The 11234-nt window shown below is 31.1% G+C and carries 17 protein-coding genes; 14 read left to right on the top strand and 3 right to left on the bottom strand.

Going from position 1 to position 11234, the window contains the following annotated elements:
• Positions 1-242 precede the first annotated feature (242 nt).
• Both def and B5E87_RS14025 read right to left on the bottom strand, forming a co-directional pair.
• Positions 243-812 (bottom strand): peptide deformylase, encoded by a 570-nt coding sequence (gene def / locus B5E87_RS14030; RefSeq protein ID WP_087245914.1) that lies wholly within the window; start codon positions 810-812, stop codon positions 243-245.
• A gap of 73 nt (positions 813-885) precedes the next feature.
• Positions 886-1098 carry a hypothetical protein gene (locus tag B5E87_RS14025; protein WP_087245912.1) on the bottom strand — a complete coding sequence of 71 codons (213 nt, stop codon included), beginning with the start codon at positions 1096-1098 and terminating at the stop codon, positions 886-888.
• Between the two features lie 123 nt (positions 1099-1221).
• On the opposite strand from B5E87_RS14025, the gene B5E87_RS14020 reads away from it, so the two are divergent.
• The 12 genes from B5E87_RS14020 to B5E87_RS13965 are packed head-to-tail and all read left to right on the top strand — an operon-like array spanning position 1222 to position 9337.
• Positions 1222-1482, top strand: coding sequence for a UPF0223 family protein (locus B5E87_RS14020; RefSeq protein ID WP_087245910.1), 261 nt, complete (start codon positions 1222-1224; stop codon positions 1480-1482).
• Positions 1479-2693, top strand: coding sequence for an FtsW/RodA/SpoVE family cell cycle protein (locus tag B5E87_RS14015; RefSeq protein ID WP_087245908.1), 1215 nt, complete (start codon positions 1479-1481; stop codon positions 2691-2693). Before B5E87_RS14020 ends, B5E87_RS14015 begins: the two co-directional genes overlap by 4 nt.
• 28 nt (positions 2694-2721) lie before the next feature.
• Positions 2722-3030, top strand: a complete 309-nt coding sequence (gene ylbD, locus B5E87_RS14010; protein WP_191340905.1) for a spore coat protein YlbD — start codon at positions 2722-2724, stop codon at positions 3028-3030.
• On the top strand, positions 3023-3205 hold the full coding sequence (locus B5E87_RS14005) for a YlbE-like family protein (RefSeq protein WP_087245906.1): 183 nt from the start codon (positions 3023-3025) through the stop codon (positions 3203-3205). The genes ylbD and B5E87_RS14005 overlap by 8 nt, the downstream gene beginning before the upstream one ends.
• A gap of 9 nt (positions 3206-3214) precedes the next feature.
• The gene (locus tag B5E87_RS14000) at positions 3215-3562 is read left to right on the top strand and encodes a YlbF/YmcA family competence regulator (RefSeq protein ID WP_087245904.1); all 348 of its coding nucleotides are present in this window, start codon (positions 3215-3217) and stop codon (positions 3560-3562) included.
• A gap of 10 nt (positions 3563-3572) precedes the next feature.
• Entirely contained in the window at positions 3573-4133 is a 561-nt protein-coding gene (gene rsmD, locus B5E87_RS13995) for a 16S rRNA (guanine(966)-N(2))-methyltransferase RsmD (RefSeq protein WP_087245902.1), read from the top strand.
• Entirely contained in the window at positions 4130-4603 is a 474-nt protein-coding gene (coaD, locus tag B5E87_RS13990) for a pantetheine-phosphate adenylyltransferase (RefSeq protein WP_087245900.1), read from the top strand. Before rsmD ends, coaD begins: the two co-directional genes overlap by 4 nt.
• Positions 4604-4622: 19 nt before the next feature.
• A complete protein-coding gene (locus tag B5E87_RS13985; protein ID WP_087245898.1) occupies positions 4623-5495 on the top strand; it encodes an aspartate carbamoyltransferase catalytic subunit in 873 nt (290 codons plus the stop codon).
• Positions 5488-6765, top strand: a complete 1278-nt coding sequence (locus tag B5E87_RS13980; protein ID WP_087245896.1) for a dihydroorotase — start codon at positions 5488-5490, stop codon at positions 6763-6765. The genes B5E87_RS13985 and B5E87_RS13980 overlap by 8 nt, the downstream gene beginning before the upstream one ends.
• Positions 6766-7524 (top strand): dihydroorotate dehydrogenase electron transfer subunit, encoded by a 759-nt coding sequence (locus tag B5E87_RS13975; protein WP_087245894.1) that lies wholly within the window; start codon positions 6766-6768, stop codon positions 7522-7524.
• Entirely contained in the window at positions 7517-8437 is a 921-nt protein-coding gene (locus tag B5E87_RS13970; RefSeq protein ID WP_087245892.1) for a dihydroorotate dehydrogenase, read from the top strand. Before B5E87_RS13975 ends, B5E87_RS13970 begins: the two co-directional genes overlap by 8 nt.
• Before the next feature lie 18 nt (positions 8438-8455).
• Positions 8456-9337, top strand: coding sequence for a DMT family transporter (locus B5E87_RS13965; RefSeq protein ID WP_241147191.1), 882 nt, complete (start codon positions 8456-8458; stop codon positions 9335-9337).
• Here B5E87_RS13965 and B5E87_RS13960 read toward each other — a convergent pair.
• Positions 9332-10183, bottom strand: a complete 852-nt coding sequence (locus B5E87_RS13960) for an NAD(P)-dependent oxidoreductase (RefSeq protein WP_087245888.1) — start codon at positions 10181-10183, stop codon at positions 9332-9334. The two genes, B5E87_RS13965 and B5E87_RS13960, sit on opposite strands and share 6 nt — an antisense overlap.
• A 169-nt stretch (positions 10184-10352) precedes the next feature.
• Here B5E87_RS13960 and rpsO point away from each other — a divergent pair, with 169 nt between their 5' ends.
• The gene (gene rpsO, locus B5E87_RS13955) at positions 10353-10619 is read left to right on the top strand and encodes a 30S ribosomal protein S15 (RefSeq protein WP_087245886.1); all 267 of its coding nucleotides are present in this window, start codon (positions 10353-10355) and stop codon (positions 10617-10619) included.
• Positions 10620-10781: 162 nt separating this feature from the next.
• Positions 10782-11153 (top strand): hypothetical protein, encoded by a 372-nt coding sequence (locus B5E87_RS13950; RefSeq protein WP_087245884.1) that lies wholly within the window; start codon positions 10782-10784, stop codon positions 11151-11153.
• The last annotated feature ends 81 nt before the right edge of the window (positions 11154-11234 follow it).

Raw genomic sequence — 11234 nt, 5'->3', positions numbered from 1 at the left:
ATCAGTGCTTATGACAATATCCCCGTAGTTAAGAATACAATTATATTGTATCATAAATTTAATGGGATAAAATTTTAAAAAACGAAAAAAATCAACAGGGGCTTTATGCGCTTTTTTTTGCATAATAATAAAGAGTACATATAGTCATACCACAAGAATTACAGAAATAAAAAAAGAGTCACCTAGTCTAATATACTAAGTTGACTCCATTGGCCTTATGAAATAAATTTCATAGGGCTTCTTTATTCAACAATCATAGCATTAGGCAAAGGTGCCTTAGGATTGTTCTTATTGAAATGATCATAGAAAAGAACACCGTCAAAATGATCGAGTTCATGTTGTAAACAAATAGATAAAAATCCTCTTGCAACAATAGTGACATCTTGATGTGTTAAAACATCATATCCTTTGACAGTTACTTTTGCATGTCTAGGAACATATCCATCTTTTTCCTCATTGACACTTAAACATCCTTCACCATCTTTTAAATAAGATTGTTTTTCTGTATAAGAAACAATTTTAGGATTAACAAGAGCATAGTCATCGGCTTTTTTTATATTTCCATCCTGATCGTATGTCAAAACATGAATAGCACACATTCTTTTTAAAATACCTAATTGTACTGCTGCGATTCCAACAGCAGGACGTAATTGATATTTTTCAGAAAGCTCTTCATCTTGTGAATTCACAAGAAATTCATGCATATCTAATAATAATTGTTCGTCTTCCTGGCTAAGAGGCATCTCTACAGGTTGAGAAATCTCACGAATCAAAGGATGATGATCATCAATAATATCTTTCATTAAAATCATGTTGTTAATCACCTCGCCATGTATTGTATCATAAACGAAAAAAATATGCTAGAAATCTAGCATATTTTTTGGATTAACAAATTTTTGTGCAACCACAGATAATAAGCAATAAGAAGACAACTAAGACAATAGCAAACCAAGTGCAGCCATTATTGCAACTAAATCCACCACAACTTGTTGTCATGACTGGAAAACTGTTGCAGCCACCACATCCAAATGGATTAAATCCAAATGTTGGCATGAAGCTATTGCATCCACATCCTCCGTAATTATAACAAGAGTTCATTGAAATCCCTCCTTTCACTTTAAACTATTCTTTATTTACAAATTTGCTAGTGTTTCTACCCAATTCCTGTTTTATTTTTAATTCATATCATGTATAATATGAAAAAGATAGGAAGTGAAGAAAATGTACGATTATCCGTTGAGTCCATTTTGGGATACCCAAGATATTATTGATGTAATGTCTTTATATAATGCTGTTGAAAAAGCTTATGAAGAAGGTATTTCAAAAGATGAATTTATGACATGTTATCGTCGATATATAAAAGTTGTTGATTCAAAAAGTGAACAAAAACAAATTGATGCTGCTTTTGAAAAGGTTTCACATTATTCAATATATAAAGTTTTTCAAAAAGCTAAAGACAATGATTGGATTGACATGCGATGATAAATTTATTGAAAAGAATTTTTAAAAGACGTGGAGTTGATAAGACAGTTTACTTTTGTGTAGTTATTTTAACCATATATGGTATTGTGATGATTGGAAGTGCTTCAGTTGGTCAATCAGCGAAGATGGGACCTATGTATGCTTCGATGAATATGATTAAACAAGCTATTTTTGTGTTGGGTGGTTTTGCAGCGATGATTTTTTTAACACGTTGTTTTAAAAAGAGCTGGGTGAATGCCAATTCAACATGGATCTTTTATGCTATTGGTTTAGTTTTAATGTTAGCTTGTTTATTTTTTGAAGATGGAAAAGGTTCACATGCCTGGATTCGTATTGGCTCATTTACTATACAGCCTGCTGAGTTTATGAAAGTTATTATGATTCTTTTTCTGTCTTTCCATTTTGGAGAAATCGAAGAATATTGTCAGATTCCTCGAAATATCACAAGACAAAAAAAGGAAGAACTTCAAAAAAGAAAATTATGGTATTGTATACTTAGACCTATTTTAGCTATTTTTATTGCCTTTTTTGTTGGTGTCTTTTTACAAAAGGATATGGGAAGCTCTTTAATTATGGCGTTTATCTGTATGATGTTGTTTTTTATTACACCACGTCCATACTATACCAAATATAAAAAACTTGCTTTGATTTTACTGGTTATTGGTTTTATTCTTATATTGTTAAGTGCAACTTTCATATTAAAACCATATCAGTTAGGTCGTATTTATACCTGGTTAAATCCTTTGGGAGATATTGAAGGTGATGGCTGGCAATTAACGAATGCATTGATTGCTTTCGCGACAGGTGGTTTATTTGGAAAAGGGTTTGGATCATCAACTCAAAAGTATGGCTATATACCTGAATCACATAATGACTTTATTGTGGCCATTATTTATGAGGAATTAGGTTTGGTTGGTTTCATGCTGTTTTTAATTCCTTATGTGATTATTATATATAAGATGTTTCATTATGCATTAAGAATTAAGGATACAAAAAGTAAATTAATTCTTTATGGAGTAGGATTATATTTCTTTACTCATTTATTAGTGAATGTTGGAGGAGTTTCTGGCTTTATCCCTATGACAGGAGTTCCATTGTTATTGATTTCTTCAGGGGGTTCTTCAACTTTGGCAGCTATGATGGGATTAGGAATTGCTCAATCTATCATTGCAAAATATAACCGTGATCTTTTAAAAGAACAAATGGAATAAAATTGCATATGTTATTAATGGTGAGAATATGCAAATTGATGATTTTAAAGCTTTTGTGAAAACAATACCAGCTATTCGCGAAGAAGTTGTAAAAGGACGTTATACCTGGCAGCAACTTTATGAATTTTATGTTTTATATGGTGAAGATGACAAAATGTGGGAACCTTATAAACATAATAGGACAGACTTGACTGGGTTGTTAGATATTTTAAAAAATGTTGATTTAGATGCTCTTTCAAAAAGTTTTGAGGGGTTGCAAAAAATCTTAGATCTTGTTGGCACTTTTGTTGTTAAAGAACAACCAAAGTCTCAAAATAGGCAGTGGTACGATGATTAATGAGGAGTTGCGTCAATATTTAAGAATGCACCCAAAATGGTATTTGATTTTATCACGTTATCCTCAAGAGTTTCCAACACTTTTACGACAATATAAAGTAGAAAATAAAATGACTTTTGCTGACCGTATTGAAAGAGTAGGAACTTTATTACAGATGTTAGATATGTTATTGTAGGTGAAAAATATGTATGAAATGATTGATGAACTAATGGATGCTATTTTTAAAACAGAAGAATTTGAAAAATATAATCAGGCACAATGTCATTTGTATCATGATCAGACTGTTGCATTATTATCGAGGTATCAAAGTTTGAAGGAAGATTATTTAAAAATAAAAGACTATCCTGGAGATATTGGGCAACAGTCATTAAAAAAAGAATTACAGCAAGTTCAATATGAGATGAGTCAAAATTCTTTTATTCAAAATTATTATCAGGCTTATGATCAATTGAATGACTTGTTAGAAGAAGTCACATGTATTGTTTTTAAAAATATAAGTGATGATTTACAAATAGAACGTTTTCAGTTGTGAGGTATAATTCATGAGAGTCATTGCAGGAAAATTAAAGAGTCGTCAACTTAAAAGTGTTGATTCTAAATTAACACGACCTACAACAGATAAAAACAAAGAAAATTTATTCAATATGATAGGTCCTTATTTTCAAGGTGGTACATGTTTAGATTTGTTCGCTGGTAGTGGTGGACTTGGAATTGAGGCTATTAGTCGTGGTATGGATCAATTGTATAGTGTTGATAAACAATATCGTGCTTTTTTAACAGTGAAAGACAATGTAAAAGCATTAAAGATTGAAGATGTTGTTCATATTTATAAGATGGATTATTGGAAAGCTTTATTAAAGTTTGCTCAGGAGAATATTTGCTTTGATTTGGTTTTACTTGATCCACCTTATAGTATGAAAGTTCATCAGAAAATATTAGATTTTCTGGTTGAAAATCATATGTTGAATGATGATTGTATTATTGTTATAGAAGATTTAAAAGAAGAAGCCATTGATGTTAAAGAACCATTTATATTAAAGAAACAACAAATTTATGGGATTACATCATTACAAATATTAATATATAAGGAGAATAAATCATGAATGCAGTATATGCTGGAACATTTGATCCGGTTACATGTGGTCATTTGGATATTATTGAACGTGCAAGTAAGATGTATGATGTTTTGTATGTCACTATATTTGTCAATCCGCAAAAAACAACATTGTTTTCTCTTGAAGAACGTTTGGCGCTTTTAAAAGAGGTGACAAAAACTTACGCTAATGTTCGTGTGGATTTTAGTGATGATTTAGCAGTATCTTATGCTAAAAAAATGAATGCACCCATACTGGTACGAGGTTTACGTGCAACGATGGATTTTGAATATGAATTACAGTTGGCCTTTTCAAATCAATATTTAGATGATAGTGTGGATATGATTTTTTTAATGACGAGGCCTAATCATTCTTATATTTCTTCTTCATCAGTCAAAGAAATTGCTTCACACCATCGTTGTGTAACAGGCTTGGTACCACCGATTGTGGAAAAAGCATTACATGAAAAATTTGGGTAATATAAATAAGGGAGGATCTATGAAAAGAATTGTTGATTTAAATGAATTGTCTTTAGAACAGATTCAAAATATTATTGATGAGGCTATTGCTTTTAAAAATGGTAAAGTGATTGATTATCACCAAAAGAAAGTTGTTGCCAATCTTTTTTTTGAGCCATCAACAAGAACTCATTATAGTTTTGATATGGCTGCTGGTAATTTAGGCTGCCGTACTCAAAATTTTGAGGCTAGTAATTCAAGTTTAAAGAAAGGTGAAACTTTGTATGATACTTGTAAATTATTTGAAAGTATCGGTTGTGATGCTTTAGTTATTCGTCATCCTGAAGAAGATTATTTTAAACAGCTAGAAAAGCTTAATGTTCCTATTTTAAATGCTGGTGATGGTAAAGGAAATCATCCTTCACAATCTTTACTTGATTTAATGACTATTAAAGAAGAATTTGGACATTTTGAAGGATTAAATGTTGTTATTGTGGGTGATATTTTACATTCACGTGTCGCTCATTCTAATTATCATGTTATGCAAAGACTTGGTATGAATGTATATACTTCTGGACCATTGGAATATAAACAGGAAGGCTACAACTATGTTGATTTTGATGATGTTATTGAAGACATGGACATTGTTATGCTTTTAAGAGTTCAACATGAACGTCATGTTGGAGATGAAAATTTTTCTAAAGAAAAATATCATCAGATTTATGGATTATCTTTAGAAAGATATCAACGTTTAAAGGAAACAGCTATTATTATGCATCCTGCTCCTATTAATCGTGATGTAGAAATTAAAGACGAATTGGTAGAAAGTGAGAAGAGTCGTATTTTTACACAAATGCAAAATGGTGTTTTTGTAAGAATGGCAATGCTTCATAAGGTATTAGAAAATGAATAATTACTTATTAAAAAACGCTTATTTATATAATCAGGGTATTTTTCAAAAAACAGATATTTTAGTCAAAGATGGTTATATTGAAGAGATATCTTCAAATATCGAAAACGGTGATATGCCTGTCATTGATTTACAAGGTAAGTTGGTTTCACATAATTTTATAGATATACATACACATTTAAGAGAACCAGGATTTGAACATAAAGAAACAATTCATACAGGAAGTTTAAGTGCATTGTATGGTGGATATGGTACAATTGTAGCTATGGCGAACACAAATCCATGTATGGATGATATTGAAACAGTTTTAGATTTCAAACATAGGGTTGAACAAGATGGTTGTGTTAACATCTATACATATAGTGCAATCACTCAAAATCTTCAAGGTCAGAAATTAGTAGATATGGCACGTCTTATTGATGAAGATATAGTCGTAGGTTTTTCTGATGATGGTAAAGGTGTTCAAAGTGATGAGATGATGGAATTGGCTATGCAGTTGGCAAGTAATTTAGATTCTATTATTGTTGCTCATTGTGAAGATGAAAGTGAACTGCATGGTGGTTGTATACATGAAGGACGTTATGCTAAAGAACATCATTTAATAGGTATTAATAGTGCTTCAGAGTATAAGCAGGTAGCAAGAGATTTAGAGATAGTTAGGCAATATCACAATCGTTATCATGTTTGTCATATTTCTACAAAAGAAACTGTAGCTTTATTAAATGAAGCTCAAAAAGAAGGTTTATCTGTATCAGGTGAAGCTTCACCACATCATTTAATTTTAACAGAAGACAATATTCAAGATTGTCATCCTAATTTTAAGATGAATCCACCACTTAGAAGTCAAGAAGATCATCAGGCACTTATTCAAGGACTCAATGATCGTACAATCACAGTTATTGCTACTGATCATGCGCCACACGCTAGAGATGAAAAGAATACATCTATTCAAAATGCACCGTTTGGTATTATAGGTTTACAACATGCATTTCCATTATTATATACTTATTTAGTTAAGAAAAATCTGGTTTCTTTAGAAACAATTCTAGATGCTTTAACAGTTGGACCAGCTCAAGTTTTACATTTTGACTGTCAAGTTCAAACTGGTTCTTTAGCTAATTTATGTATTTTTGACCTTGATCAATCTTTTACGATTGAAGAAAAGGACTTGAAATCAAAATCAGCCAACACACCATTTTTAGGAACAACATGTTATGGTCGTATTTTTGCTAATATTTTGAATGGTGAATTTATAAATTTGGAGGAAAAATAAATGGAAAACTATCAGGGAATAATGACAATTGTTTCTAAAAAAGAACTTGTCAAAGATGTATATGAAATGGTTTTAGAAGGTGAAGCTGCAAAGTTCATTCAAACACCAGGACAATTTATTAATGTCAAAATTAATGATTCATTACAGCCTTATTTAAGAAGACCCATGAGTATTTGTGATTATGATGAAAATCATATCACTATTATTTTTAAAGTTGTTGGGGAAGGAACACAGATTCTTTCACAGAAAAATATTGGTGATACTTTAGACTGTTTAACAGGACTTGGAAATGGCTTTTTAGATTTTCAGGCTCAAAAGGCAGTTGTGATTGGTGGAGGATTAGGTGTGCCACCGATGTATAATTTAGCAAAAACTTTAAAAAATCATGGTGTTGAAGTTCAGGCTGTACTTGGATTTAATAGTCAAAATGATATTTTCTATCAAAAGGAATTTATGGACATTTGTCCTACATATATAGCAACTATGGATGGAAGTGTTGGCGTTAAAGGGACTGTTATTGATGCTTTAAAAGAAAATCATATTGAATTTGATAAATATTATGCTTGTGGACCTGAAAAAATGCTCGATGCTTTGGTTTTAACATATCCTGAAAATGGTTATCTTTCATTTGAAGCGCGTATGGGATGTGGTTTTGGTGCTTGTATGGGATGTTCATGTAAAGTCAAGACAAAACCATATAAACGTATTTGTGTTGAAGGACCAGTGTTAATGTCAAGTGAGGTGATTGTCAATGGCTAATTTAAGAGTTGAATTACCTGGATTAAATATGAAAAATCCAGTTATTCCAGCAAGTGGAACATTTGGTTTTGGATATGAGTTTACAAAATTTTATGATATCAACTGTTTAGGTTCGATGATGTTAAAGGGAACAACTTTAGAACCACGTTATGGAAATCCTTTACCAAGAATCGCAGAGGGACCAAGTGGAATGTTAAATGCTATTGGTTTACAAAATCCAGGTGTGGATGCAGTGATACATGAAGAATTAGAAAAATTACGTCCATTATACAATGATAAAGTTATTGCTAATATTGGGGGTAGTGCTATTGATGATTATGTTGAAACTGCTAAACGTCTATCTAAACATGATATGGTAGGGGCATTAGAACTTAATATTTCTTGTCCTAACGTACATGCGGGAGGAATTCAATTTGGAACTCATCCGGACATGGCTGCCGCAGTGACAAAGGCTGTAAAAGCAGTGAGTCAAAAACCTGTTTATGTAAAACTTTCTCCAAATGTCACTGATATAGTTGCTATGGCAAAAGCAGTTGAAGCAGCTGGAGCAGATGGAATTACAATGATTAATACAATGATAGGAATGCGTTTTGATATCAAAACAGGAAGACCAATTATTGCAAATAAAACAGGTGGATATAGTGGACCAGCTATTTTTCCAGTAGCTTTACGTATGGTTTATCAAGTGAGTCAGGCAGTGTCTATTCCTGTTATTGGAATGGGAGGAATTGCCAGTGGTAAGGATGCTATTGAAATGATGATAGCAGGAGCTAGTGCAGTGGCTGTAGGTTGTCAAAACCTTGTTGATCCTTATGCTTGTCCTAAAATCATTCAGGAAATGAATGATATTTTGGATGACATGGGTATTGAAGATATTCATGAGATTATTGGAAAATCACATCAATATAAATAATGATTGAAATATATGAAAATGGACATACTAGAAATGGTGAATAGTATGTCCATTTATTTTCAACTTTTTTTAGCAAGCTTTTTTTGGGGAAGTAATGTTATTGTTATGAAATTATTGCTGAATCAGCTTCCTTTTTTATTTTTAGCATTTTTAAGAGTCTTATTATCTTTTTTATTTTTAGGTTTATATATTTGTTTTACTCATATTCCTTTACATTGTCCAAATAAGAAGAAATTAATCATTATTGCACTTCTATCTATATATTTAAACTTCTATTTTACTTTCTTGGGTATGAATCAAGTGAAAGGGGTAGATAATGCATTTATGAATGCTTTATCTCCAACAGTAACTTTCTTATTATCATTTCTTTTTTTAAGAAATCATTATACATTTAAAGAATGGATAGCTATGTTTTTATCATTGTTTGCTTTTTTACTGTCTATTCATTTTCAGATTTTTTCAATACAGATTGGATTCTTTTATCTTCTGCTTGGTATGATTCTCTATATTTCTGGTAATATTCTTATTCAAAAATGGAATATTTCTCATAGTATAAGTTTTACTTTTTTTGAATTATTATTTGCCTCTCTTTTTTTACTTGGACATTGTTTGTTAGAGGGACAATTGAGATTTTATCAGTTAAGTTCGTTAAATATATGGGACTGGATTTTATTTTTGGTTATTTCTGGTCTAGGGTTTGCTTTTATACAAATCACTTATATGAAAGCTATTCAACAAATCGGTGCTGTTCAAACAAGTTTCTTTTTAAGTTTAAATCCTGTGTTTACTTATATAGAATCCTTAATATTTTTAAATGAAAGTTTTGATTTGATGCATTTTATCAGTTTTTTATTATTAATGCTTTCTTTGATTATGATACAAAAAAAGAAAACTTCATGAGTTTTCTTCGTAATAGTGTATAAGAGCCTGTGTTCCTAGATTGTCTTCTTGAAGACTTTGATACATTTGTAAGACAGTATTTAAGACAGGAAGTTCTTGATGATCCATTTCCTCTTTAGCAATTTTTAAATCTTTGATAAAATGCTTGATATAAAACCCTGGCTGAAACTGTTCATCAATCATCGCTTGTCCATTATGTTCTAACTGCCAGCTGGCAGCGGCACCTTTGGTGATACATTGCATCAATATATCCATATCTAATTGATGTTCTTTGGCATAGTGAATGGCTTCACTGACACCTGCAATGGTTCCAGCAATCACTATCTGATTAGCCATTTTGGTATGTTGACCCATACCGCTTGTTCCCACATATAGACTTGTACCTAGGATATCTAATATTTTTTGAACTTTTTGAAAAGTTGTATAGTCTCCACCAACCATAATAGAGAGTGTTGCATTTTTGGCTCCTAAATCTCCTCCAGATACGGGAGCATCTAAACTTTCTAACTGATGTGCTTTGGCATCGTTATAAATTGCTTTTGCAAGTTTTGGCGATGATGTTGTCAAATCTATAAGAATAGCTCCTGGTTTAGCATTGTTTATGATTCCTTTTGGACCATAATAAATATCTTTAACATCATGAGGGTAGCCTACCATTGTCATAATTATGTCTTGATTTTGTATACATTCATAAACACTGTCTTTCCAGGTAATACCAAGATCTATTAAATCTTGTACCTTGCTTTTAGTACGTGTATAGATTGTTACATCATATCCAGCGCTAGTAAGATGTTGAACCATAGGCTTACCCATAACGCCAACACCAATAAATGCTATTTTATTCATGAAATATCCTCCTTTGAAATATTTTATAAATTCTTTTCATGAAAATCAATAAATAACTTGACTTTTCCTATGCTTTCTTTATAATTACAAATGCGGCTATATCTAGGATATAAGAGTCCTCGACCTATTTCTTGGACATGGCTAAGTCAAATAAAAGGAGGAATAAATAATGTTAACTAAAGAAGAAAAAACTGCTATTATGAAAGAATACGCAACTAAAGAAGGAGATACAGGTTCTCCAGAAGTACAAATCGCTGTATTAACTGCTGATATCAACAAATTAAATGAACACTTTAAAGTTCATAAAAAAGATTATCATTCAAACAGAGGTCTTTTAAAGAAAATCGGTAGAAGAAGAGATTTATTAAAATATTTAAAAAATAAAGATCTTGATAGATACACAGCATTAGTTGACAAATTAGGATTAAGAAGATAAGGATATTCGAAATGAATATCTTTTCTTTTTGTAAATAAAAATAACAGAAACATCATTTTCAATCATAAATTTTGTTAATCATGTAATCAAATGTTGAGCGTCTATGTTTTTTTGAAATCAATCATTTTATAATAAGTTCGTCAAATGAAGGAGGACGACAATATGAGTAAGGAAGATATTATTCAAGAAGCAAAAGACGCTTATCAAAAGGTATTTAAAGATCAGGAAAAAAGAAATAGTCAGGATGAAGAAAATGAAGTTATTTTCAATCAGACTGAATTAAAAAAAGAAATTCAGGAAATGAAAGAAAAAGAAGAACAAAAACATAAAACTTTAGAAGCTTTACGTCATTGTATTCATGAAAAAGCTGAGGAATCTTATGAAAAGACATTTCATGAAAATACAAATAAACATATTCCATCTCATCAGAAGATGGACACACAAGAAATGTATGGACAACTTCAAAGTGAAAAAGAACGTCTGACGAAAATGGTTAAAGAAATGAAGGATAAGGAATTATCAAAGCATAAATAGTGAAAAGATGACTTCGGTCATCTTTTTTTATGGATATCTGTGTAAAATATGATAAAGAAATGATTTGTTATTACTGTAAAA

It is taken from the genome of Massilimicrobiota sp. An142, assembly GCF_002160725.1.
Classification (GTDB): domain Bacteria; phylum Bacillota_I; class Bacilli_A; order Erysipelotrichales; family Coprobacillaceae; genus Allocoprobacillus; species Allocoprobacillus merdigallinarum.
This window is presented reverse-complemented; position numbering and strand designations above follow the sequence as displayed.